Origin of the sequence: Psychrobacter communis (assembly GCF_014836505.1) — a bacterium.
GTDB lineage: Bacteria > Pseudomonadota > Gammaproteobacteria > Pseudomonadales > Moraxellaceae > Psychrobacter > Psychrobacter faecalis.
In genome coordinates, this window is sequence record NZ_JACSQR010000004.1 from 53,888 (window position 1) to 77,652 (window position 23,765).

The window sequence follows — 23,765 nt, forward strand, 5'->3', positions numbered from 1 at the left end:
ACTGATAAAAACATAGGGCAATAATAATGTTACTCCCCCCGCAGTCTGTCCATTTCGATGAATTTTCCGTCGCTGTGCCAGACTTTATTCGCTATCCCACTATTAGAAAACTTGCGGAACGCGTGCAGCATGAGACCTTAAATGCGGTCACCAATCCTGCGTTATACCATAGCTCTCATACTTCTCTTAGCGAGCGTATTTTAGAGAGTCTGTATCAGACACCGATTGCTGATGCCTCGGTATTGGTTGCCATCACTCATGAGCGCCATCCAAAGCTGCTACTGACGCGCCGCGCTGCGCATATGAACAGTCATGCTGGCGAAGTGTCTTGCGTAGGCGGTAAACATGACGCCGGTGACGGTAATAATGTCATCACCGCCTTGCGTGAAGCCTGCGAAGAGACCGCGCTACCACCCAATAAAGTGCAGCTACTTGGTCAATTACCGATTCAAACCTCTAAAAGTGGCATGAGTGTGCGTCCTATTGTGGCGCTAATTGCGCCAGATTTATTGTTAGTGCCGGAGCTTGATGAAATCTCGCGTATTTTTTGGGCAGATTTTGAAACCTTGCTGACGCAGCCTACCGTTGAGTATGCGATAGAGTATACGATGCAAGATCAGACTGCGACCATCCTCACGCCAAGCTGGCAAGTAGATGGCGAAACAATATGGGGTCTGACAGGACGCGTCATCGCCAGCTTGCTAGAGACGGGCTTTGATCGGCAGCTTGAGTGGTATTACCGCATTCAAGATACGCGTAATTAACCCTTATAGCGGTGGAATTAGCCATTGAATTGTTTACAATAAAACCATTTTCTAATCAAACCAAGCGCGTCTTTTGCGGATTTATTATAGTTATTGTAGAGGCGGTTGATAATGGCTTGATATATTCTATTTACTACTAATAATATTCGACTTATGCCCTCTGGTTATGGTTATAGATTTGCATAATATTATTCGTTATTGGTTTTATCTAATACTGAGTGATTATTCTTCTTAGAGTATCTGTAATTAGCACAAGTTATTTATAATAATCGTCATTTTTCTTTAACCACCAATTCATATTATCTTGGCGTTTAGCACGGAAGGCTTCTAATTTTTCAGCCACACTTTGATTGTGTTGGCGTGCCGTATCGAGCGCAAAGAGAATCGGCACTGACGATAAGACGCCAAAGCGGATTTTTGATTTTGGCAAATCCAGCCCATCGCCGATATCATCGCCGACCAAAGTACGGGTCACGCTAGCATTGACCATCTCAACGAAACGCCCCCGTCGATTGTCTTCGCCCATCAGCTGACGCGGTAAATCGTGCAGGGCTTTTGCCAGTGGCTGACCCATTTTAAAATCAAGTTGCTGAACTGATAAATAGGTATAAAGCCATTCCCAACAAGCGGCTTCATCCTTCGGTAAGCGCTGTAAATCAACGCCCATCCAATAGCTGGCAAGATTCCATAGATGTAAGATACCTTCGGCTTCCTCGCCGCTGATACGGGCACCAAGCAGCCGTAGCCCACGCATAATCAATAATGAAAACTGCAAATGGGTAGCAATCATATCGGTTTGATTGATAGGAATACCCCAATAGTCGGTGTTCCAGCTGCCATCTACATTGTGGTGTTGGTCGGCATCGGGTATGACACCTTTAGCGGCATTGCCTTTACCTCTGAGCAAGTTTTGCCGCACCGTCGTGTGAATTTGCCGCACCTTGATAGACTGCCGCCAGCCTTCTGAGCCAATTGCCAATACCTGCTTAATCGGTTGACGGTTATTATAAGAGCTAGAATTTAGTTGTGGGTGTTCAGAGACGGCTAGAATATAGGCATAAGTACGCATCAAGCGCGGTAGGGCGTCGTGCATTAAGGCGCCCGTTTGAATGAGCGGCAGGGAGAGGGCGGGAATACTATAGCCGGCCATTAGCGCGACATTGCGCAACAGCCAAATGAGCATCAATGGATAACGTCGGTAAGCAACCGCACCGATTTGTGCAAGCTTGGGGTCAAACCAAGCAGGATGGCTGCTAAATTGCTCGGTTAAGGTATTAAATGCAGGGTTGCTTAAAAGGGTAGCATCGAAGTTACTGTCACTGCCACCATTACTATCGTTAATGATAAATTGCTGCAAGGGTTTGGTAAAACGAATACCGTCAGCGGCCAACGCATCGGCTAGTGAATCACCAATATCGTAGCCGGCAACCATTTCCTGCAATAACTCTTGCGAGATAACAAAGTCTTTTGGCAATAAATAACGCTTAATACGCTTTAAGACTTGTAGGTCGCTATGGTCGTCAATCGCCGTCGTGCGTCCATGGCGCTGGTAAGCATGAATTGCCGGGTTAGGGTCAGCTTTTTGCCGAGCGCTGGCGCTATTGGCTTTGGCATTTTCTTTAGCGATATCGATGGGACCCATATGATTAGCTACTTTATATCGTCTGCTTTTATCCACTCATCTTAAGCGCATTAAGCGACTTATTTAGCGTGATAGCTATAAGTCGCTCACGCTTAATGAGTGCTTAAGAATGATGGGTTAAGTCCACCGAGGTATTGCTGACCTCTTCTTTTAAGGTGGCTTTTAGCATCAAGTAACCTGCGATACCAGATACGATTGAACCCATAATGATACCTAGGCGCTCATCAAATAATGGTGTTGCGCCACCGAAAGCAAGGCCGCCGATAAACAAACTCATGGTAAAGCCAACGCCGCAAAGTAACGCTGCGCCGTAGATTTGCTTAAAGTTCATGCCCTTTGGCATAGTAGAAATACCCAGTTTGAAAATCAACCAGCACATCAGCATGACGCCTACTTGCTTACCGATAAACAGTCCGGCGGCAATACCCAATGGCACGGAATGAAATAGCTCTGCAAAGCCTGCGCCCTTAAGCGAGATACCGGCATTGGCAAAGGCAAATAAAGGCAGAATGCCGTAAGACACGGTATTTTGCAAATCGTGCTCAAGTTCTTCAAGCGGCGAGTGTTCAGGATCCGTACGGTCAAATAGTGGAATAAATAATGCCAGTACCACCCCAGCTAAGGTCGCGTGAATGCCGGATTTGAGCACGGCAATCCACATAATCACCCCGATTAATATGTAAGGGGTAATGCTGGTGACGTTACGGCGATTGAGTAGATATAAGAACGGTAAACATAAAGCGGCGATAGCCAATGAACCAAGTGATAAGTCGCTGGTATAAAATAAAGCGATGATTAAAATAGCACCAATATCATCAAAAATAGCGATGGATACCAAAAAGACTTTGAGTGAGTTTGGTACACGATTGCCAAGTAGGCTTAAAATACCAAGGGCAAAGGCAATGTCGGTCGCCGCCGGAATTGCCCAACCTTTCCAAAACTCAGGCTCATTATAGTTAAAAAGCAAGTAGACAATAGCAGGCATAATCATGCCGCCCAATGCCGCGCCAGCTGGTAAGATAATTTGTTTGACGTTCGAGAGCTCGCCGATGAGTACTTCACGCTTGAGCTCAAGACCGACTAAGAAAAAGAACACGGCCATCAGACCATCGTTGATCCAATGATGGGCGTCTTTTGCAATCGCAAAGCTGCCGATTTGAATGACAACGGGGGCATGAATAAAGGATTCATACCAAGTATTCAGAGGGGTATTGGCAATAATCATTGCCGCGATAGCTGCCAGCGCTAAGACAATGCCGCCTGACGCCTCGAGGTTGAAAAACGCTTTGATTCTTTGTATTGCCATATTATCCTCATTAACTAAATAAAACGTGCTAAATCATTCAAGAACTTCAAGTACCTACTGTTATTTGGTTTGCTTAGCTTAGCTTCAGTTAACTCAGGGCTACTCAGCATAGTTAAGCGATAGACCACCATTAATAATGACATAGATAATAGTGACATAGATTGATATAACAAATAGGTGTCTCTAGTTTCTCACAATTTTATTCATATAAACAATTAAATACGTTAACGGTTTTATGCTTCTTCCTTGAAGACTCAACGATTATCAAAGGATATATCGATAAGACAGTCGATATAACAAATCTAGCAGACTTTGCTAGGTTTTTGGTTTTTTTTACGGTTTTATCTTTATAATGAGCGCCTTTACACAAATCTTAACGTTGCGTTTGCTTTTTTATACCCCAAATTTTCAAGGTTAGTGTCATGGACATATCACTCTCTATCGAGATTATTTTAATGCTGGCGGCGGTTGCGGCGCTGGCAGGTTTTATCGATGCTATCGCGGGCGGTGGCGGTTTATTGACCATTCCTGCCATGCTACTTGCCAATATCCCGCCCGTGCTAACCTTGGGCACCAATAAGTTGCAAGCGGCATCAGGTGCGCTCGCGGCGTCTATTACCATGATTAAAAAAGGTGTTATCAAGCCTAAAAGTATCAAATTTGCGATCATCGCCGCTTTTCTTGGTTCGGTTATTGGGACGATTGCCGTACAGTTGTCGCCGCCTGATTTGTTAGAAAAACTGATTCCGTTTTTGATTGCGGCGATTGGTATTTATACTTTATTTGCCCCAAGGCTAGGTGAAGTGGAAGCCGCACCACGTATCTCAGAAGGCACGTGGCAAAAAGTAGTGGCGCCCTTAATTGGGTTTTATGATGGTTATATGGGACCGGGTACGGGGATGTTTTTTGCTTTAGGAAATGTGGCGCTGCGTGGTCGCCAAATTATCGAAGCAACGGGCGCAGCAAAAGTGCTCAATTTATCTACCAATATCGGCTCGCTTATTTTCTTTATCTTGGGCGGTAATGTGCTGTGGAAAGTGGGACTGGCAATGATGGTTGGGCAGACGATTGGCGCTTATTTTGGCTCGCATATGGTCGTTAAAGGCGGCAGTAAACTTATTCGTCCGATGATTGTGTTGGTTTGTTTGGCAATGCTAACCAAATATGTGCTTGGTTAACGATAGTTATTTTGAGGTTAAGATAGTCTTTATAAGTTAAAAAAGCTTTATTCCAGCAGTATCGTCACGGTCTTAAGTTATTTCGTCTATATATCAATTTCCAAACCCTTACTCAAGACAGAAAAAAACCTCAGTCCACATTTGGCTGAGGTTTTTATTATGCATTTTTATAAGTGACTAATTGATATTACCCGCCAGCCATGCTTGACCTAACCACGTTTAATATCGTCGTATTCACTGCCCATAATGCCATCGCTAAAGACTTCAGAGAATTCGCGCTCGCTGTTTTCATCGATATGACCATCGAATACGTCTTTTGTACCCGCATCAGGGTCGTTATAAATGGCCAAATCCATCTTGCCTTCTGATTTCGCGACGATAGCGGTCACAGCGGCATCGCCACTGACGTTGACGGCGGTACGTAACATATCAAGGATACGGTCAACCCCTAAGATAAGACCAATGCCTTCAATCGGTAAGCCTACTTGCGCAAATACCATCGATAGCATAATTAAACCAACACCTGGAACGCCTGCCGTACCGACAGAGGCGAGCACGGACATCAGAATAACGACTAGATAGTCGGTCACACCCAAATCAATACCGTAAATATTGGCAATAAAAATGGTCGCGGTTCCCTGCATGATGGCGGTGCCATCCATGTTGATGGTCGCACCAAATGGTACCGTGAACGACGCAACAGAGTTATTGACCCCCATGCGTTTGGTAACGGTACGCAAGGTAATCGGAATCGTCGCATTTGAGCTTGAGGTACTAAACGCAAAAATCTGTACTTCGCGCATTTTTGTTAAAAAAGTTCGCACCGAGAGGCCTGAAGCAATCTTCAAGACAATCATCATGGTCACAAAGAAATGGAAAGCAAGCGAGCCAATCAATACCGCAACGTAACCAAGCAGCGACCAGATAAGGTCTAAGCCAAGCTCTGACATGGCTTTTGCTAATAGCGCAAACACACCATAAGGGGCGAGGTTCATAATGATGGTCACCATTTTTAAGATGACTTCGTTAATAAGCTCCAAGCTTTGCACCAAGCCTTTGGCAGGCTTACCAACCATCAAGATACTGATTCCGATTAAGATAGCAAAGAAAATAATCGATAACATATCGCCATTTGCCATCGCGCTGATGGGGTTAGATGGGATAATATTGGAGAATACATCGAGCAGAGGCGGTGCTGACTGCGCTTCAAATGCCGCTTCCGTCTCGATATCCATGCCTTTACCGATGCCAAACAAAACCCCAAGACCAATCGCCGTCGCAATAGCCAGCGCTGTTGTCATCATATAGATAAAAAAGGTCTTGGTGCCGATACGACCAAGCAAGCGAATATCACCGATGCCGCAAACCCCACAAATAAGCGAAATCAGTACCAAAGGCACAACAAGCATTTTTAGCGAGTTAACAAACAACTTACCGATAATGGCAAATAAGCCATTGGTCACATAGTCACTAACAAAGCTGCCTTCGGTATTTAATCCTGAGTAGTTGATAAATAAACCCAGTATGATACCCAGCACCATGGCAACAATAATCTTGCCCGTTAATCCCATATTCTTCCACATAACTACTGTCCTTGGTTGCCGTAACGCGCAGCCATAAATACGCTACTTAGTATATAAGTATCGTTTTTATGCCTATTTTCGTTACGTCTAAAAGTTGGTTATCTGTCTCTGAAGTCAGATTTTGGGGACAATATAAAAGAATTGTTGGGGTAACTGCAAGAAATATTTATGACTAAAACAGGGTGAGAGAATAAACGCACGGTATTTTAATTTTATTTATAGGCAAAAATTTTTAGATTAAATTGAATAACATAAGCAATTTTTGAGTCAATTTATTGGTAGTAGTCGGGGTATAAACAAAAAAGCGTGACCATTCATATTGAATAATCTCGCTTAAGGGCGAACCGATTATGAGCAAAGGTTGGTCTTAGCAGTTTTATATCGTGACCGTTTAAAACCGCAATGACTTCACACCTTTTTATATCTTGTCATTTTCGTCACGACGTAGACCATCTTGCCATTCAGCATGATTGTCAGATTTTTCTACGCCGTTTTCTATCTCATTCTGTGTTTTATCAGCATGCGAGTCCGTTTTATGCAGGCTATGGTTATAGCTCATACGCTCGCTCAGATGGGTTTCTGCATCACGGCGCCGCGGATCAAGCGATTCTGCATCAGGATTTGTATTCTTAAAGTCGGCTTGTTCTTGCACTTCTTCGACCGTGTCTTGCTCACTGACCATTTTGACATCACCATCGCTTTCATAGCCGTGGTCAGGGTTGTCATCGCCCGTGGATTCTTGCTTATCAGCAGTGACCGCATCAGCCGTCTGCGTAGAATCATCTGTCGCAACGCCGTTTCTTGCTTGCGCTTGGTTTTTTAACTGCGCGTAATCGGTGAGTTTATGTACCGCATTATCCAAACTGTGCGGATTATCGCGAGGTTGCGCTGCGGCTAAATGTTTATCAAAGACATCGGTTAATAAGGAATCAAAACGTATGGCATTATAGCGAATCAGCTGCTCCGCCTCTGCTTCGGTAATATCACCATTTTGGCTAGCATAAACCACATGATCTTCAAAAGTCAGACCCTCGAAATGGTCTTTATGCTCTGCCTTTTTAAATTTCTGCCATAAAGGCTCTACTTCGAGCAGGGTTTGATAGGCGTTTTCCATGCGACCATTGACATCATCTGGCTCAGTATTGTAATACACCATGGTTTTAAGATAATCGCGGAATGGATTGGCTTCAAAGTCATCCATAAAGGTATCGCCCAATTTGTGTTTGAGCTCGTCGCTCACTGGGGCAAAGATACGACCGCTTGGGAAAGTGACAAAGCTGACTACGCTTGCCGCCATGCGATTTGGGAAGTTGGCAAACAAAGACAAGAACGCTTCTTGAATAGTATAAAGGCTATTTTTTAGCGCCACTTCTGCATGTAAGCGCTCGGCTTCTGACTTAGAACCGTATTCGTAAAATTGCAAAATAGCTGTACAGATAAATAGATGGGCGTGAATATCTGCTAAGCGCCCAGAGAGCATCTCTTTACGTTTTAAATCACCAGCGAGTAGACCTAACGCCATATCAGCGGTCAGGGCAAATCCTGCGCTCAAACGATTGATGTCTTTATAATAAGGGCGGGTAAAGCTATCGGCAAAGTTTGGCGCATGACTGCTACCACCGACATAACCTGCGACAAAAGCTTTGGCGCCGCGATTAAAGGTATAGCCCAAATGTTTAAAGAATAAGTTATCGAACTCTTTAAGCGCGTTTTCTTTATCGTCACTTTGCAGCAGTTGTAGCTCATCAAATAGATAAGGGTGGCAACGCATCGCCCCTTGACCAAAAATCATCAACGAGCGCGTTAAAATATTTGCGCCTTCAACAGTGATAGAAACAGGGATTGCTTGATAGGGAATTGCTAGAAAGTTGCGCGGGCCCATTTGTACGGCGCGACCACCGACGACATCCATGCCGTCGTTAATGACGTCACGCATGGTTTCAGTCGCATAGTATTTTGCCATTGCCGTCATGACTGATGGCGTGCCACCTTGGTTTAGACCACAGGTAACCAGATGACGAAACGCTTCAAGCATGTAAGTGTTACTTGCCATGCTGCTGGTCACGTCCTGAATGCCTTCAAATTTACCAATCGAGATTTTGAATTGCTCGCGAACTTTTGCAAACGCCCCAACGGTCAAATAGGCAACTTCACTGGCCGACGTTGACAGCGCTGGCAAGGAAATGCCGCGGCCAACGCCCAAGCATTCCATCAGCATCCGCCAGCCGCGCCCAGCGTTTTCGACGCCGCCGATAATATAATCGAGCGGAATAAAGACGTCAGTGCCATCTACCGTACCATTCATAAATGGCGAGCCAACTGGATTATGTCGCGGTCCGGTGATGACGCCTTCGTGACTGGCAGGCACCAATGCACAGGTAATACCGTAATCGGTCTTTTTAGGGTCACCAAGCAGACCTTCTGGGTCATACATTTTAAAGGCTAAGCCAACGACGGTAGCAATAGGTGCTAAGGTAATCCAACGCTTAGAAAAATTCATGCGCAGACCAAGCACTTGCTCGCCTTCATGCATGCCATAGCAAACCACGCCCGTATCAGGAATTGCGCCAGCGTCAGAACCCGCCTCAGGGCCGGTCAAACCAAAACAGGGGATTTCATCGCCTTTGGCAAGGCCCGGTAGCCAGCGTTGCTTTTGCGCATCGGTACCATAATGCATCAAAAGCTCACCAGGGCCAAGTGAGTTTGGCACCATGCAAGTAACGGCAGCGGTTGGTGAGCGCGAGGCGATTTTACTCATCACGCGGCTTTGCGCATACGAGCTAAATTCCAGTCCGCCGTATTCTTTTGGAATGATTAAGCCCAAAAAGCCATTGTCTTTGATAAAGCGCCACGCTTCTGGAGACAACTCTTTATCTTCGTGGTGGATTTTCCACTCATCAAGCATCGCGCACAGCACTTCGACTTCATTATCAATAAAGCTTTGTTCTTCTTCTGACAATTCAGGATACGGGTATTTAGCAAAGGTATCCCAATTTGGCGCGCCCATAAACAGCTCTTTTTCCCACCAACTGGTACCGGCATCGAGCGCTTCACGTTCGGTATCACTTATGCTTGGCATGGCGCCGCCCAAAGCTTTATAAACGGGCTTGGTAATCAATGACTGACGCAGCGGAGTGAGCAGCAGCACCAAGCACAGTAATGCAATCGGTATGCCTAAGATGAGCGACCACGGACTGATAAAGGCGGTGACGAGGACGGTAACAAGGGCGACGATACTACCGGTGACACGCGATAAGGATAATAAAAAGATGGCCAAGACCATGGCTAACTGAATGAGGATTGCCAAAATAAAAAAGCCAATGGCCATGACTGTCTCCTTTATAACGCTGAATGCACAAGCGTAAAATTTAAATGGATAAAAACTGATGGAATAATTCTAATTGTTATTTTATTTTTCCATCAGATTTTTTATGCGCTAAGTTAATGTATATGACAAAATAAATGCCTGTGTTGTACTTCTTTTCTAGCAGTTTTTAAAATTAATAAGGGTAAACCCACTATTAAATAAATCTATCAATAGTAGGTCTATCAAGAACTGCCACAGCAAAAATAAAGTTAACTACCAATATGAAACAGTTGTTTATAACTATCAAGAGCCAAAATGCTACGCTGTGTCGATAATATGTATCAAGCGTCAGACAGAAGTCGCTAGTCAAAGGGCGCTAGGCTTTTCTCAGCGTACGAGAGCGTTTCATTGCGCCCGACGATGATATGGTCAATTAAAGACAAATCTATTAAGTCGCAGGCTTTTTTTAGCTCATAAGTGAGTAAATTATCGGCCGTTGATGGGGTAGCGTCAGTATGAGGATGATTATGAGCAACGATAAGCTGGCTGGCAGCGTGGCTCAACGCATGGCGTAACACATGTTTGATGCAAACCGAACAAGAGGAAATCCCGCCAGTAAATAGTATCTCAAAATTGATTAAATTTAGCGCATTATCCAGACATAGCACGGCAAAAACTTCACGAGATTCACCGCGCAGCTGGGTGCTGATATAGTCTTTGACCATTTGCGAGCGTCCAAGGGCGTGACCTGTCTTAAGCTGACTGTCCAAATAGCGCGTACCCATCTCAAGCGATGCCAGTATCTGGGCGTATTTTGCAGGACCAATACCGTGACAAGCAAGTACCGTCTCTTGCGGCGCGGCCAACAGCTCAGCTAAGCTGCCAAACTGGTCTATTAAATGGCGGGCAAGCTCAATGGCCGATTGCGACTGGGTGCCTGTGCGCAAAAATATCGCTAATATTTCAGCATCAGATAAATGAGCCGCACCAAATTTCAGCAGTTTTTCACGCGGTCTATCATCTTCATGCCAGTCTTTAATTGCCATTGTCACTCCTTCATAATGGGGATAAGTGTCAGATAACTGAGATAAATCTACAAAACTTCCCCTAACTTATCGCATAATTGTTACTATAAGCGCAATTTTTATCTTTCATTTTTTTTATTGATGCCATGCTTATGTCAAATATTGTGCTTGCTATCACTGGCGGTATCGCCGCCTATAAATCTGCTATGTTTGCCCGTCTTTTAGTCAAGGCGGGCTTTGATGTGCGCGTCATTATGACCACAGGCGCGCAAGCCTTTATCACGCCGCTGACCTTGCAGGCTTTGACGGGTAATGAGGTGCATATTTCATTACTTGATGAGCAAGCAGAAGCGGGTATGGGTCATATTGAGCTTGCTAAATGGGCAGACTTGATTGTCATTGCGCCTGCTTCTGCCAATACCTTAGCGCGGCTGGCGATGGGTATGGCAGATGATTTATTGACTACGGTCTGCTTGGCAACGACTGCGCCGGTTATCATTGCGCCAGCGATGAATCAGCAAATGTGGGCGCACCCAGCGGTGAATCTCAATGTGCAAACCCTGCGTGATATGAATTATCAAATTATTGCACCAGCCAGCGGCGAGCAGGCATGCGGTGACGTCGGAGCAGGGCGCTTGCCTGAGCCTGAGGATTTATTAGCGGAAGTGCAATTATTTACGGCCATGCAAACCACGCCACAGTTATTGGCAGGTAAACGCGTGGTAATTACCGCAGGGCCGACCGTAGAAGGTATCGATCCGGTGCGCTATTTGTCCAATCACTCTACTGGCAAAATGGGTTTTGCTTTAGCCCGTGCTTGCGTGGCCGCTGGCGCCGACGTGATTTTGATTGCTGGTGGCAAAGTTGCCTTGCCAACACCGCTTAATGTCACGCGCATCGATGTGTTATCAGCGCAAGATATGTTGAAAGCCGCACAGCAATGCGTTGATGGCACGCATAGTGCGCTACAGTATTTGCCTGAAGACGCTGATGAGCATCCTCATGAACATAGCCATGACCATTCTCATCATCACGATGACTGTAGTTGCGGTGAAGAGCATCAACATGAACATGCTGAAAATGAGAGTGCGGGTATAAAGGTTGCTGATATTTTTATCGCCACTGCCGCCGTCGCCGATTATCGTACCCTCGAGGCCGCACCGCAAAAAATCAAAAAAACCCAAGATGCTATGACGCTAAACTTGGTTAAAAACCCTGATATTTTAGCGACGATTTCACTTGCCCATCCTGAGCTGTTTGTCGTGGGTTTTGCAGCAGAAACGCAAGATGTCGAGCGCTATGCGCGTGGCAAGCTGCTATCTAAAGATTTGGATTTGATCGCTTGTAATGACGTTTCGCGCGCCGATATTGGTTTTGCCAGTGACGATAATGCCATGCAAGTGTTTTTCTCCGAGCGTTATGAGCACGATAATGTGATTCTTGAAAAGGCAAGTAAAGATGAGATTGCTGAGCAGTTGGCAACCATTATTGGTGAAACGATTTGGCAACGTCATCAAGCATAATTAATCATAAGAAACGGTCTAGTAATGCTGATTGCGCTGTTGTCAATGTCAGTCGCCGATATCTATCATCACTATCATTATTAGGTTATAAGTTTCTATGACTCATATGACGAATATGATGGATAGCGATAGTACCCAGACGTTATTGCTACTGGCAATTTTTGCCTTAGCATCATTGCTGCACGGTATTAGTGGACTGGGTGTGACGTTAGTAACCACCACCGCGCTTGCCAGTATTTATCCGTTACCCCATGCGATTGTCTTGGTAATTTTTCCGTCGTTATTGCTCAATGCCATGACTTGGCTGGCAGGTGGCGGGCGCAGTATTTGGCAAAACTTCATCCATTACGGTAGGCGCTATTGGTTATTGGCATTGACCAGTCTGCTCGGTAGTATGCTTGGTGCCAAGCTACTGCTGTGGGTCGATAGCGCATATATTCTATTGGTATTAGCTGCGGTGATTGGCTTTTATGTAAGCAGTAACTTGCTCGGTAAGCAAATCCGTCTGCCCAATACCAAGCCTGTGTTGATTATCGTCGGGTTTAGCGCTGGTATTATTGGCGGTGCGACCAATGCCATGTCCACCATACTCATGATGTATTTATTGTCCGCCAGTAACGATAAAAACACCATCGCCAAAGTCGGCAACATGTGCTATTTCTTGGGTAAAATTGCCCAAATCATTGTTCTGCGTGAACCTATCATGGCGCTAAGTGCTAATGAGTGGCAGCTGATTGCGTTACTGAGTATATTATCTATCGCTGCGTTGTTGGTTGGGATTCGCTTGCGTCGCTATTTACCGCAAGCCCGCTTTCGTCAGCTTATCTTATTGATTCTTACTGTTCTCGGTATTCGAGTTGGTTGGCAAGGCATAACAGCGTTGCTATAAACTTAACGCTTAAACAAGTTTAGCGATTAAATAAATTTAACAAGATGGTGGCGACGACACTGATGATTATCATAGTGACCACTGGAAAGTAAACTCGAGTATTGCCTGAGGTGTGTTTGATATCGCCTGGCATATTGCCTATCCATGAAAAGGCATTTGGAAACAGCAGCCAAATAACGCCGATAATAACCAGCAAGACTCCTACACCAATCAATATTTTTGCCATTTATAACCTCACTACCTTTACTACTTTTGTCGCGTTACTTTTCTTATCTTTCCTTGCGCTGAACGCTACCCACTACTCAATCAATTCTGCAAAAAACAGCTGCTGCGCCAAACGAAACGTATTACAGTGCGCCTCAACTACGTCTTCAATATCTTCTGAATAGCCGCCGCCCATGACGATAGCAACGGGAATATTGGCCGCTTTAGCTTGTTGTAGGACAAAAGCATCACGCGCCTTACAACCCTCTAGCGTCAGGCTAAGTTTGCCCAATTTATCGGTTGCCAATACATCGACCGCAGATTGATAGAACATCATATCCGGTGCAAACTCATGGATTAAGCGTGGCAGCGTATCCTCTAATATCTGTAAGTATTCTACATCACCCGTATCATTATCCAGTTCGATATCTAAGTCTGATACTTGTTTGCGAAATGGGTAGTTTTTCGCGCCATGCATACTAAAGACAAAAACGCGCGGCTCATCCGCCATGATACTGGCATTGCCGTTACCTTGATGGACGTCTAAATCAACTATTAAGATTCTTTGCGCCTGTCCACGATTTAATAATAAATTGCTGGCGATACAAACATCATTAAAAACGCAGAATCCCTCACCATGATTGGCAAAGGCATGATGGGTGCCACCAGCGACATTCATCGCCACGCCATATTGCTGGGCGAATAACGCACATTCATAAGTGGCATGGGCAATATAACGCCCGCGCTCTACCAATTCTGGCGTCATCTCAAAGCCAATGGCGCGCGCTTCTTTGCGTGGTAAGGTCTGGGTCTTAAGCTGCTGCCAATAATCCGCAGTATGCGTGGTTGAAATTTCCTCTTCGCTTAGACGTTTTGGGGCAAAGAAATTATCGCTAGTGATGGTTCCTTCGGCCAGTAAGCGCTCAGGAATCATGGTATATTTTTGCATGGGGAAGCGGTGTTTTTCGGGTACGGAATAACGAAAAATGTCCGAGTAAGCAATTTTTAGCATAGTATTAACGTATGTCTTTTAAAAAGTAATTTAAGAACAGAAGGTAAAAGAATAGAGAGATTTAAGCGTTTTGAATGTAGGGGGTTGGTGAGTAATTGTAAGAGCGACAAATACTGAGTTTGCGCAATGGATTACTGAACAAATTGCGTGGGTAAGAAAAAGGTGCGCGCATCCTCTTGTCGATATAGCGCCATCAATAGCTCTTGCAACTCTGTAGCAGGATTTTGATTGTTGACCAATTCACTAAATATCTCATAAGTCACCGTGGTCATCGCGATGACGCTTTGTAATAAGTGCTCAATGGTACTTTCATCCATACCGACCGCTTCGACATCGATGGCGTTTTTGTAGCGTATTTCGCCATCATTGATATCCATTTCGAGGTTGCCAATCAGCATGTCGTAATTGATTTGGGTAATCAGTAACATCGCAGCACTTTGATGGCTTTCGGGTATTAAGAACGGCAAGATACCATAGACGGCCAATAGGTTGTTATGTTCTTGCACGCGAAACAGATAGCCGCAATCAAGCTTTTTATTACGCATTCTAAAAGACAAATAGTGTGATTGCTGGCTGTCATTATTGTCGCTGTCACTGCTTTTGGGTCGATAATGGTTATAATGCCATTGTTGCTCGTCAAAATACTGCTTAAGATAATTGACAATGGGAGTGTCATTGAGCGCATTTTGCTGCGTCATGCTGTCGATGTCATTATCAAAATCAAAATAAGCGTCAGTATCAGTGCTGCTATCTAAGCGACTATCAAGATTGCTACTAAGGCTGCTATAAATAACCTCATCGAAGTGATTATCAACGTGGTTATCAACGCTGTGGTTTGCGCTACGGTTCACATTATGGTTTAAGTCAGTGCTAGAGCCGCTAATATCCGTATCATCGTTTTTATTACCTTTAGCGTCTTTAAGACAGCTTTCTATACCATTATCTTTATTACTATCACCTTCATTTTCTAAAGGATAAGCGTTGTTTTTATCCTGTTTTGTCAGACTTGAATCTGAACTTAAGTCCGAGTCCAAGTCGTTATCAATCTTCGTGTCGTCAATAGTAGCCTGTTCAGCTGCCATACTAAGCAACTGCTTGATTCTTTGCCATAAGCTGAGTTTAGAAGATTGGCTCATAGATAATAGCTGACTAATAAAGGGTGAATAATAAAATTTTAGAGAAAACCGTACGCTAAAACAGCAGATTAATTGCTGCCAAATACCAGTCCTGCTTTGATACTCGGCTGGGCGTAAAACGCTTGCAGCATCTCTGTTATATGCGCCGTAAACCATAAGCTTTCAAGAGCGTCCGTGATGACAGGGAGCAGGGCAGTACTCAATTGCGTTATTGCCTGCTCATCGACGTGTAAACTTGCCGCAATAGTGGCGATACTATCATCCTGATGGTTGGTATACCAAGTATCGACGCTTGCTGCCACAAGGCTGTGCAAGTAAGGCGATAGGCGCAGCCGGTTATAGCTTTGTTGGATGCTGTTTTCAATATGCGCGATACTGCTATCGTTAGGCTCATCGCGTAGATAAGTTTGGATTTCGCTGATTGGTTTTTCTTTGATGCGCCCCCAACCGGAGACCAATAAGCGCGCAACCTCTTCGTTGGATAAATGCGCTTGAGCGTTGGCTTCTGCTCGGCGTGTTAAGTCTTTAATATTGCGATGCAGGTAGGACTGCAATTTTTCATCAAGATTGCGATTGGTGGCTTTTTCAAACGAGCTGCGCCCAAGTTTCATCAGTTTACCAGCAGGGCCCGCTTTATCTAGCGTGGTTTCCATAAAGTCGTTGATAGCGTGATACAGCGTTTGCGTCAATAAATCAGCAAAGGTTTCATTGCCAACCAACGTATGTACCAAGATATTACGCTGCTCTTCATGACTGCCGACATAGCTGGCTAAAATCTCAACTTGGCTGTCATCGACTAATTCTGATAAAGGTACATTATCATTAACCGGATGATAAATAATAGTATGCAAAATATCACGAATATCGCGTCGTACTACCTCGCTTAGCGGCTGCTTAAGAAACCAGTCATTAATAAGGTGTTGTAAATCATCGCTGCTGATATATTTGCTTAATGGCTGCTCGCCAAACCACTGCCAAGCCTGTGTTGTTAACGGCTGGGCTTGCGCATGCAGCCATTGCTGCATAAAGGCAACTTGCGCCTCGATTAAGCTGTCGAGCGTTAGGTTGGTGCTCGTAGCACTTTGAGTGTCTAAATTTTGGCTATCTTTTGAAGTCTGCGTAGGTTTTGAGGTCATAGTAATCGACAATTTGTTATACTGTGGGGTTAAAGTAAGCATAAGGTATTATGCCACGAACGTCAGCGGTGTTTGTGATGAATATTGCCTGCTGCTTAATAAATAAATGAGAGGTTTGGATGACGGCTCTGAATACAGCTTTACTTGCGCTTGATAAGCTAACGGTTCAGCGCGGTGAGATCCCTTTATGTGAAGGCGTGACGCTCAATCTTGCTACGGGCAGCATTTGTCATTTAGTCGGTGCTAATGGTACTGGCAAAACGACGCTACTGATGCAATTGGCTGGATTATTGCCCGTGCTGAGCGGTGAAGTTATTTATCAAGGAGCAATAAGTTTGCCCGAGCAGCCTTTATATGTATCGCATCAATTGGGCATTCATCCAAACCTGACCGTCGCCCAAAACCTCACTTTTTTGCTTAATTTATATGGCATTAGCCCAAGTACAGCTGATATCGATGACGCCCTTACGTGGGTAGGGTTACAAGGGTTTGAGACCATCAGCTCAAGCCATTTGTCTGCGGGGCAAACACGGCGCATTACCCTTGCACGGCTTTACTTATTAACACCTGAGGTCACGCCTTTATGGCTACTCGATGAGCCATTTACCGCGCTTGACGTCGATATGGTAGCACGCATGGAAGATAGGTTGCGCGAATTTGCTACGGCTGGCGGTGCGATACTAATGACTAGTCACCAAGCCGTCGGCGTTGCCAATCAAGTGCTCGATTTGTCCGATTATATGGTGTAAATGCTATCAATATAACTGCCATAAACATCAATCTAACTGCGACAAACGTCAATATAAGTGCGACAAGCATGAGTGGAAGAGCCAATAAATGATAGACACAGACAGTGCAGTAAAAACCGTGAATACAAGCTCGGATGCTAATACTGCAAATGCTAGTGGAGCTGCTGCACGCGGTATCAGTTTTATGCAGCTTTGGCGCCGCGAATGGCAGGTCAAGCAGCAAGGCGCGGTGCAGTGGTTATATCCTCTGGTATTGTTTTTAGTGATTATTACCTTATTTCCACTAGCGGTTGGTAGCGAACCTGCTTTACTGCAACGCCTTGGGGTTTCAGCAGTTTGGATTGCCGCTCTATTGTCATTGGTAATGGGTGTCGATGGTTTATTTAAGCCTGCCTTTGATAATGGTACGCTGGCACAATTGGTCGTCGCCAAAGCGTCGCTGCCGTTATGGGTGCTGATTCGCTTGGTCATCCATTGGATTTTTAGTAGCGGTATCGTGGCAGCATTAAGTTTGCTTGCTGTGCCTTTATTTCAGTTGAGCTGGTTTGAGGCGTGGATATTGATGGCATCTATTATCACTGGCAGTCCGATGCTGCTTATGTTGTCAGCAGTCGCCAGTAGTTTGACGTTATCACTAAAAAACGGCGCGGTGCTGGTACCTTTGATTGCCTTACCGATGCAACTACCGGTATTGATTTTTGCGACTGGTGCGGTTGATTTATTTGCCACAGGTCTCAACGGCTTGCCGATTTTAGCGTTATTATTAGCAGGTAGCATTATTTCGGTACTGGTGATGCCATGGGTGATTGCCCTGACCTTAAAAATGGCATGGTTAAATTAACAATCAATGCTGGCATGTTATATTCAGGTCAATATTGAAAAGAGGCAGCGGGGCTGGGATAAATTTTTCGTCGCCTCTGTCGGCGTAGGCACAGCAAGCAAGAAAAATTTGCACCAGTCACGCGGCATAGTATTGCCTATCCATTTCATTTAGTATCGACTATATACCTTTTCTGATGAAAGCCCTTTATCTTAACAGCATGATGAAAACTGGCAACTTTGCTATAATAGGCTATTCAACAAATAATCACGTGTAGATTCTATCCAGCGTTTAACGTCAGCAAGTTAGCGGGTAGGCGTATGAATCATGCGTTTTACTCGATAATCACCAGCTGCGCAATAGGTTTATTCCCATGCCCAACCTGAATAATGTCTCATCTCCTAGCCTGTGGCAACGCATTTGGCAGGTCTTTTTGACCACTGTGGGTACCAAGCAGTTTTTTCGTATCTTTGCGCCTTGGGTTAAGTGGCTCGCGATATTAGCCGGTCTCTGTCTGCTCATCGGTAGCGTTTGGGGCTTGGCATTTGCGCCGCCGGATTATTTGCAAGGTAATAGCTATCGCATTATTTTTATCCATGTACCCGCTGCTAGTCTCGCTATCTCTATTTATTTTGCCTTAGCGGTACTGGGTGTTATTTATCTGGTATGGAAAATTAAGACCGCAAGCCTTGTAGCTCAGGCACTGGCTCCGATGGGGTTTTTGCTTTGTGTGATTAGTTTATTGACCGGTTCTATTTGGGCAAAACCGACGTGGGGGACGTATTGGGTTTGGGATGCACGCTTGACGTCTATGCTCATTTTGGCGTTTTTATACGCTGGAGTAATGGCGTTGTTTGCCGCCTTTGAACATACCGCCAATCGCGGTAAAGCGGCCGCTATTTTGTCTATCGTTGGCGCGGTAAACTTGCCTATTATTAAGTACTCGGTGCAGTGGTGGAATACTTTGCACCAAGGTTCAACCTTTACCCTGACGGCGGCACCAAAAATGTCGGCAGATATGTGGCTGCCCTTACTACTGATGATTATTGGTAGTTATTTACTGGTCGCTTCATTGGCCATTTATCGGACCAATACCCTGATTTTATATCGCGACCAAGGCAAAGCATGGGTCAAAGAATACGTTCGTAGCCAAAATAAATAATCCTAAAATACAACCATAAACCAAGCAAATAACGGCTAGGGAAATAAAATGCAGCCTTACTTTTATAGCGTCTCTGAGTTTGTTGCCATGGGTGAGCATGGCGTGTTTGTCTGGTCATGCTGGGCAATTACGGTTGGCGTGATGCTGTTTTTTATTATTTATAGCCGCCGTCAACGCCAAGCGCTTATCAAGCAGCTATCCATTCAGCAAGCTCGTCAAGCACAGCGCGCTGCCAAGACCCCTAATTCTAAAACCAAACAACCATCCTAAACAAATCTTCTTAAAAAATTCTTTTTAATATCAAATTTTTAGCCTATCAAATAATAATGCCTTACTGGTAAATATATGACCGCATCGGTTGCTAGGGGGGCTTATTGATTTGGGCAAAAAATGCTACCATATAGGTATTAGAAAAGTACGGTTAGACGGGCTTATCATTAAGTCAGTCCAATAAGCATTTCTTTAATATTTTCTGTTTTGCAGACGAGTGGTTTGTAGAACAGCGACTCATCAATGAGGTAGTGGTATGAACGCAGTTCGTCGCAAAAAACTGATGTGGGTTATGTTTACGCTTGCAGGGGCGGCGATTGCCGTGGTATTGGTGATTTATGCCATTGGGCAACAGACCGATTACTACTTTGACGCCACCGCCATTGCGCAAGGTGAAGCGCCTCAGGATAAGCGTATCCGCGCTGGTGGTATGGTCGTTGCCGGTAGTGTCCAACGTGCGCCAGACGACCCGTTAAGCGTGGAGTTTGCGATCACCGACTTTGAATCAACCGTGCCGGTGACCTATCAAGGTATATTGCCAGATTTATTCGCTGAAAACTCAGGCGTGGTAGCAACGGGTAAAATGCAAGGTGATACCTTTGTCGCAGGCGAAGTATTGGCCAAGCATGATGAAAACTATATGCCGCCAGAAGTGGCCAAATCGATGAAAGAAAACAATCGTAACGGCGCCATACCTTCTTCTGAGCAATACAATCCTGCCGAAAAAGTGCATAAGACCGATACTTTGCAGCAGTAACAACGCTGACAATACAATTATTAATAGTTATCGTAAAAAGTATTAAACATAAAAAAAGCCAGTGACCTTTATCACTGGCTTTTTTGTGCTTATTTTCATTTTTACATTACTATAGCTTACTAATCATCCCATTCTGGTGAATAATCTGGATGCTTAATTTTACGCCCATCGCTACGCGCTAAGCTACCGATTTTCTCAAGCTCATCCGCACTGAGCGTTACCTTGACAGCATCTAAGTTGCCTTGTAAATGGTCGGGGTTAGAGGTTTTTGGAATGGCAATACGTGCCTTATCAGATAAAATCCACGCTAGTGAAACTTGCGCTGGTGTAATCCCATGCTTATCAGCAATGTCTTTAATGATTTCATTATCAAACACATCACCACGAGCAAGCGGCGAGTAAGCTTCTAATAAAATATGGTGATTGTTTAAAAAAGTCTGCAGGGTGTTTTGCTTAATAAAGGGATGAAACTCAACCTGATTAACCGCAATCGGCACATCAGCATATTTTTTAGCCTCGATAATATTGGCGATATTAAAGTTAGATACCCCAATATTACGAGTCAGCCCTTGTTTTTGTAGCTCGCAAAGCGCTGGCATCGTTTCAGACAAAGGCACCCGATCATCAGGCCAATGCAGCAGCAGTAAATCAACATAATCAGTATCTAAGTTTTCTAGCGAGCGCTTGGCCGCAGCGATAAGTTTTTCTGGTTCAAACTTCATGTCATCAGGAAATATTTTCGTCGTTAAAAAGAACTTATCACGCGCGACGCCTGATTGCTTAATGCCTTTTCCCACCTCAACTTCATTATCATAAGCTTGGGCAGTATCAATATGCTCATAGCCCATTTGTAGCCCCTGGCTGACCACATCGATACAGTCTTGTCCCGTTGATTGCCATGTACCCAGTCCGAGTACCGGAATGTTCGCTTGTCCAGCGGTGCGAATATTATAAGTTTTAGCACGCATATTATTATCCTTGTTTTTTTGTGATTTATTAATGGTTCTTATCGTTATTAATAGAGAATTTGAGCAGACATATAAGTTTCTTAGATTTTATTAAGCGTCGATTTTTATTAAATCAAAGCTTATATTAAGGCACATTCTCTATTAGGCTTAGCCACTATAAAAAGAAAATAGGCTAAGTGAAAGAGCAGGTGACGCTTTCCTACAAACCACAAACAGGCTGTAACGTCATTGCGAGTCGTTGATTGTACCCATTCAATAAAATTTAAGAGCAAAAAAGCCCACTATTCAAAATAATGGGCTTTTTCAAATTAAGGCAATTTTAACTGTAAAAACGTTTTATTTATCCGAATTAATCGTTTTTACAATGGTTAATATTAACTATTGAGCAGCAGCTTCGGTAACTGGTGCAGTATCTGTTGTAGGAGCAGCGGTTGCAGGGGCTGTAGCAGTGTTCTCACCCCAGATTTTTGGGTATTTGTAGCCTGGGAAGCTATCATGAGCATACTTTTTAAAGGCGTCTGAGTTATAAGCGTTGGTCACGTCTTTGACCCATTTTTTGTCTTTATCCGCAGTTTTGATGGCAGACCAGTTGACATAAGCAAAGCTTGGCTCTTGAAATAGCGCTTCAGTCAGCTTAATACCCGCATCGGTCGCGTAGTTGCCATTGATAACAGCAAAGTCTACTTCATCACGCGCACGTGGCAGCTGGGCTGCTTCTAGCTCAACGATTTTGATGTCGTATTTGCTATTATCAGCGATATCAGCTTTTGAGGCGGTCAGTGGATCGATATTGTCTTTTAGCGTGATCCAGCCAAGCTCATCCATCATGACCAATGCACGAGCAAAGTTACTTGGGTCATTAGGCGCAGAAACGCTCATGCCTTTGTAGGCTTCGTCAAGCTTGGTCTTTTTACCAGTATAGATGCCAAGTGGCGCAGTAGGCACTTGGAAAACTTCAACCAAATCAAGATTGTTCTCTTTTTTAAAGGTATCAAGATAAGGCTTATGCTGGAAGACATTGATGTCTAAATCGCCATCAGCTAAAGCAATGTTTGGACGTACATAATCAGTAAAGGTGACCAGCTCAACTTCATAGCCTTGCGCTTCTAACGAGCTTTTTACTTGGTTACGAACCATATCAGCAAAATCGCCTTCAGTGGTACCGATCACAATCTTGCTATGTTCAGGATCGATATCGTTGCCCGCTGCCGTTTCTGTCGTCGTTGATTCAGTAGCACCTTCAGTGACTGGCTCTTTGCTAGCTTCTGGCGCTGATGAGTTGTTGCAACCGACCAATACAAGGCCTGATACGCCAACGGTGGCCAATGCGGTCGCGAGTTGACGGCTGATATCTGTTAATTTCATGAAACTTCCTTAATAAGGGGGAGGGAATAGGGATTAAATGTCAACAGTAAAAATCCGCATTAAAAAAGCAACATTATGAATAGTAATGCTGCTAAGTTAAAGGCTGTTAAGATAGTATCAAAATTAAAGGGAATCAGTTACAAAGTCAAGCATTTGCTTAGGATGAATCGGCATTAAACCTTGAGTATTATTCATATTAAACAGTCTTTGCCTCTCAAAATAAAAGGTGAAATCACCATAATAGAGAGGGTGAAGTCTAAGTTTTTGCCTTAACGTTTATCCAAACGGGTGGCGATCCAATTACCAGACGCCTGAATACCGATAACCATAATCGATAGCATCACGACGATAAAGACCATCACCTCAGTTTGATAACGATAGTAACCATAACGAATGGCCAAATCGCCCAAACCGCCACCACCAATCATACCTGCCGCCGCCGAAAACGACAGTAAGCTGATACATAAAATGGTCACAGACAACACCAAACCCGAGCGTGCTTCATTGAGCAATACTTTGATGATGGTCAAGGGGCGGGCGCCCATCGATTCCGTTGCTTCAATAATGCCGCGTGGTACTTCGCGCAGATTTTGCTCGACCAGACGCGCAAAGTAAAAGGAACCGGCAATCGCCAGTACTAGTGATGCAGCAATCGGTCCAATACCAGTACCAACGATGGCTTTGGTAAAAGGACTCATGGCAATCATCAAAATCACAAACGGGAAGGCGCGCATAAAGTTGGTGATCGCACCAAGGACACCATACAAGGTTTTATTTTGCAAAAACTGCCGATCACTGGATAAAAACAAGAATACCCCAAACAGACCGCCGATGACGATGGCGACCGTCGTTGAGATACCTAGCATAATAAAGGTATCTACAAACGCCTGCAAAATTTCTTTACGTAGCGCAAGCAGCTTGTCCAATGAGGCGGATAATTCAGCACCAGTTAACATGTCTATTCTCCTG

General features: G+C 44.5%; 21 protein-coding genes. 9 read left to right on the forward strand and 12 right to left on the reverse strand.

Annotated elements, in window-relative coordinates:
* Positions 1-26: 26 nt before the first annotated feature.
* Complete coding sequence (locus tag H9653_RS02725) at positions 27-764, forward strand: NUDIX hydrolase (RefSeq protein WP_191690288.1); 738 nt, start codon at positions 27-29, stop codon at positions 762-764.
* Between the two features lie 256 nt (positions 765-1,020).
* Here H9653_RS02725 and H9653_RS02730 read toward each other — a convergent pair whose 3' ends face one another.
* Together H9653_RS02730 and nhaA are read right to left on the reverse strand one after the other, a co-directional pair.
* Positions 1,021-2,406: an oxygenase MpaB family protein gene (locus H9653_RS02730; RefSeq protein WP_191690290.1), complete on the reverse strand. Its 1,386-nt coding sequence runs from the start codon at positions 2,404-2,406 to the stop codon at positions 1,021-1,023.
* 103 nt (positions 2,407-2,509) lie between these two features.
* The gene (nhaA, locus tag H9653_RS02735; protein WP_191690292.1) at positions 2,510-3,712 is read right to left on the reverse strand and encodes a Na+/H+ antiporter NhaA; all 1,203 of its coding nucleotides are present in this window, start codon (positions 3,710-3,712) and stop codon (positions 2,510-2,512) included.
* 422 nt (positions 3,713-4,134) lie between these two features.
* On the opposite strand from nhaA, the gene H9653_RS02740 reads away from it, so the two are divergent.
* Positions 4,135-4,890 (forward strand): TSUP family transporter, encoded by a 756-nt coding sequence (locus tag H9653_RS02740; RefSeq protein WP_068403565.1) that lies wholly within the window; start codon positions 4,135-4,137, stop codon positions 4,888-4,890.
* A gap of 209 nt (positions 4,891-5,099) precedes the next feature.
* On the opposite strand, the gene H9653_RS02745 is transcribed toward H9653_RS02740, so the two are convergent.
* The 3 genes from H9653_RS02745 to radC all read right to left on the reverse strand — a co-directional run bounded on the left by H9653_RS02745 (position 5,100) and on the right by radC (position 10,826).
* A complete protein-coding gene (locus tag H9653_RS02745) occupies positions 5,100-6,473 on the reverse strand; it encodes a dicarboxylate/amino acid:cation symporter (protein WP_191690294.1) in 1,374 nt (457 codons plus the stop codon).
* Between the two features lie 418 nt (positions 6,474-6,891).
* Positions 6,892-9,801: an acyl-CoA dehydrogenase gene (locus H9653_RS02750; RefSeq protein ID WP_191690296.1), complete on the reverse strand. Its 2,910-nt coding sequence runs from the start codon at positions 9,799-9,801 to the stop codon at positions 6,892-6,894.
* Positions 9,802-10,142: 341 nt separating this feature from the next.
* On the reverse strand, positions 10,143-10,826 hold the full coding sequence (gene radC, locus H9653_RS02755; RefSeq protein WP_191690298.1) for a RadC family protein: 684 nt from the start codon (positions 10,824-10,826) through the stop codon (positions 10,143-10,145).
* A 131-nt stretch (positions 10,827-10,957) separates the two neighbouring features.
* Between radC and coaBC the strand changes: the two genes are divergently transcribed.
* On the forward strand, positions 10,958-12,328 hold the full coding sequence (gene coaBC, locus H9653_RS02760) for a bifunctional phosphopantothenoylcysteine decarboxylase/phosphopantothenate--cysteine ligase CoaBC (protein ID WP_191690301.1): 1,371 nt from the start codon (positions 10,958-10,960) through the stop codon (positions 12,326-12,328).
* A gap of 106 nt (positions 12,329-12,434) precedes the next feature.
* Positions 12,435-13,217: a sulfite exporter TauE/SafE family protein gene (locus H9653_RS02765; RefSeq protein ID WP_144297833.1), complete on the forward strand. Its 783-nt coding sequence runs from the start codon at positions 12,435-12,437 to the stop codon at positions 13,215-13,217.
* A 19-nt stretch (positions 13,218-13,236) separates the two neighbouring features.
* On the opposite strand, the gene H9653_RS02770 is transcribed toward H9653_RS02765, so the two are convergent.
* The 4 genes from H9653_RS02770 to H9653_RS02785 all read right to left on the reverse strand — a co-directional run bounded on the left by H9653_RS02770 (position 13,237) and on the right by H9653_RS02785 (position 16,747).
* Positions 13,237-13,443, reverse strand: a complete 207-nt coding sequence (locus H9653_RS02770; RefSeq protein WP_191690303.1) for a DUF2905 domain-containing protein — start codon at positions 13,441-13,443, stop codon at positions 13,237-13,239.
* A gap of 72 nt (positions 13,444-13,515) precedes the next feature.
* Positions 13,516-14,433, reverse strand: coding sequence for a histone deacetylase family protein (locus tag H9653_RS02775; protein ID WP_191690305.1), 918 nt, complete (start codon positions 14,431-14,433; stop codon positions 13,516-13,518).
* Between the two features lie 131 nt (positions 14,434-14,564).
* A complete protein-coding gene (locus H9653_RS02780) occupies positions 14,565-15,569 on the reverse strand; it encodes a YbjN domain-containing protein (protein WP_191690307.1) in 1,005 nt (334 codons plus the stop codon).
* Between the two features lie 68 nt (positions 15,570-15,637).
* A complete protein-coding gene (locus tag H9653_RS02785; protein ID WP_225211572.1) occupies positions 15,638-16,747 on the reverse strand; it encodes a hypothetical protein in 1,110 nt (369 codons plus the stop codon).
* 77 nt (positions 16,748-16,824) lie between these two features.
* Here H9653_RS02785 and ccmA point away from each other — a divergent pair, with 77 nt between their 5' ends.
* The 5 genes from ccmA (at position 16,825) to ccmE (ending at position 20,463) form a co-directional block, all read left to right on the forward strand.
* The gene (gene ccmA / locus H9653_RS02790) at positions 16,825-17,454 is read left to right on the forward strand and encodes a heme ABC exporter ATP-binding protein CcmA (RefSeq protein WP_191690309.1); all 630 of its coding nucleotides are present in this window, start codon (positions 16,825-16,827) and stop codon (positions 17,452-17,454) included.
* A 184-nt stretch (positions 17,455-17,638) separates the two neighbouring features.
* A complete protein-coding gene (locus H9653_RS02795; RefSeq protein WP_191690365.1) occupies positions 17,639-18,295 on the forward strand; it encodes a heme exporter protein CcmB in 657 nt (218 codons plus the stop codon).
* Between the two features lie 352 nt (positions 18,296-18,647).
* On the forward strand, positions 18,648-19,436 hold the full coding sequence (gene ccmC / locus H9653_RS02800) for a heme ABC transporter permease CcmC (RefSeq protein WP_144297829.1): 789 nt from the start codon (positions 18,648-18,650) through the stop codon (positions 19,434-19,436).
* Between the two features lie 48 nt (positions 19,437-19,484).
* Entirely contained in the window at positions 19,485-19,706 is a 222-nt protein-coding gene (gene ccmD / locus H9653_RS02805) for a heme exporter protein CcmD (RefSeq protein ID WP_191690311.1), read from the forward strand.
* 256 nt (positions 19,707-19,962) lie between these two features.
* Positions 19,963-20,463, forward strand: a complete 501-nt coding sequence (gene ccmE / locus H9653_RS02810; RefSeq protein WP_068403544.1) for a cytochrome c maturation protein CcmE — start codon at positions 19,963-19,965, stop codon at positions 20,461-20,463.
* 119 nt (positions 20,464-20,582) lie between these two features.
* Here the strand turns inward: ccmE and H9653_RS02815 are convergent, their stop codons facing one another.
* The 3 genes from H9653_RS02815 to H9653_RS02825 all read right to left on the reverse strand — a co-directional run bounded on the left by H9653_RS02815 (position 20,583) and on the right by H9653_RS02825 (position 23,752).
* Complete coding sequence (locus H9653_RS02815) at positions 20,583-21,431, reverse strand: aldo/keto reductase (RefSeq protein WP_068403543.1); 849 nt, start codon at positions 21,429-21,431, stop codon at positions 20,583-20,585.
* A 378-nt stretch (positions 21,432-21,809) separates the two neighbouring features.
* Positions 21,810-22,796 (reverse strand): MetQ/NlpA family ABC transporter substrate-binding protein, encoded by a 987-nt coding sequence (locus H9653_RS02820; RefSeq protein ID WP_191690313.1) that lies wholly within the window; start codon positions 22,794-22,796, stop codon positions 21,810-21,812.
* Between the two features lie 269 nt (positions 22,797-23,065).
* Complete coding sequence (locus H9653_RS02825; RefSeq protein ID WP_068403538.1) at positions 23,066-23,752, reverse strand: methionine ABC transporter permease; 687 nt, start codon at positions 23,750-23,752, stop codon at positions 23,066-23,068.
* Positions 23,753-23,765 lie beyond the last annotated feature (13 nt).

What these genes read in the sequence shown, in the direction of transcription:
- H9653_RS02725 (WP_191690288.1), top strand. Translation starts at nt 27, where the DNA reads ATGTTACTCCCCCCGCAGTCTGTCCATTTCGATGAATTTTCCGTCGCT.
- H9653_RS02730 (WP_191690290.1), bottom strand. Translation starts at nt 2,406, where the DNA reads ATGGGTCCCATCGATATCGCTAAAGAAAATGCCAAAGCCAATAGCGCC.
- nhaA (WP_191690292.1), bottom strand. Translation starts at nt 3,712, where the DNA reads ATGGCAATACAAAGAATCAAAGCGTTTTTCAACCTCGAGGCGTCAGGC.
- H9653_RS02740 (WP_068403565.1), top strand. Translation starts at nt 4,135, where the DNA reads ATGGACATATCACTCTCTATCGAGATTATTTTAATGCTGGCGGCGGTT.
- H9653_RS02745 (WP_191690294.1), bottom strand. Translation starts at nt 6,473, where the DNA reads ATGTGGAAGAATATGGGATTAACGGGCAAGATTATTGTTGCCATGGTG.
- H9653_RS02750 (WP_191690296.1), bottom strand. Translation starts at nt 9,801, where the DNA reads ATGGCCATTGGCTTTTTTATTTTGGCAATCCTCATTCAGTTAGCCATG.
- radC (WP_191690298.1), bottom strand. Translation starts at nt 10,826, where the DNA reads ATGGCAATTAAAGACTGGCATGAAGATGATAGACCGCGTGAAAAACTG.
- coaBC (WP_191690301.1), top strand. Translation starts at nt 10,958, where the DNA reads ATGTCAAATATTGTGCTTGCTATCACTGGCGGTATCGCCGCCTATAAA.
- H9653_RS02765 (WP_144297833.1), top strand. Translation starts at nt 12,435, where the DNA reads ATGACGAATATGATGGATAGCGATAGTACCCAGACGTTATTGCTACTG.
- H9653_RS02770 (WP_191690303.1), bottom strand. Translation starts at nt 13,443, where the DNA reads ATGGCAAAAATATTGATTGGTGTAGGAGTCTTGCTGGTTATTATCGGC.
- H9653_RS02775 (WP_191690305.1), bottom strand. Translation starts at nt 14,433, where the DNA reads ATGCTAAAAATTGCTTACTCGGACATTTTTCGTTATTCCGTACCCGAA.
- H9653_RS02780 (WP_191690307.1), bottom strand. Translation starts at nt 15,569, where the DNA reads ATGAGCCAATCTTCTAAACTCAGCTTATGGCAAAGAATCAAGCAGTTG.
- H9653_RS02785 (WP_225211572.1), bottom strand. Translation starts at nt 16,747, where the DNA reads ATGCTTACTTTAACCCCACAGTATAACAAATTGTCGATTACTATGACC.
- ccmA (WP_191690309.1), top strand. Translation starts at nt 16,825, where the DNA reads ATGACGGCTCTGAATACAGCTTTACTTGCGCTTGATAAGCTAACGGTT.
- H9653_RS02795 (WP_191690365.1), top strand. Translation starts at nt 17,639, where the DNA reads ATGCAGCTTTGGCGCCGCGAATGGCAGGTCAAGCAGCAAGGCGCGGTG.
- ccmC (WP_144297829.1), top strand. Translation starts at nt 18,648, where the DNA reads ATGCCCAACCTGAATAATGTCTCATCTCCTAGCCTGTGGCAACGCATT.
- ccmD (WP_191690311.1), top strand. Translation starts at nt 19,485, where the DNA reads ATGCAGCCTTACTTTTATAGCGTCTCTGAGTTTGTTGCCATGGGTGAG.
- ccmE (WP_068403544.1), top strand. Translation starts at nt 19,963, where the DNA reads ATGAACGCAGTTCGTCGCAAAAAACTGATGTGGGTTATGTTTACGCTT.
- H9653_RS02815 (WP_068403543.1), bottom strand. Translation starts at nt 21,431, where the DNA reads ATGCGTGCTAAAACTTATAATATTCGCACCGCTGGACAAGCGAACATT.
- H9653_RS02820 (WP_191690313.1), bottom strand. Translation starts at nt 22,796, where the DNA reads ATGAAATTAACAGATATCAGCCGTCAACTCGCGACCGCATTGGCCACC.
- H9653_RS02825 (WP_068403538.1), bottom strand. Translation starts at nt 23,752, where the DNA reads ATGTTAACTGGTGCTGAATTATCCGCCTCATTGGACAAGCTGCTTGCG.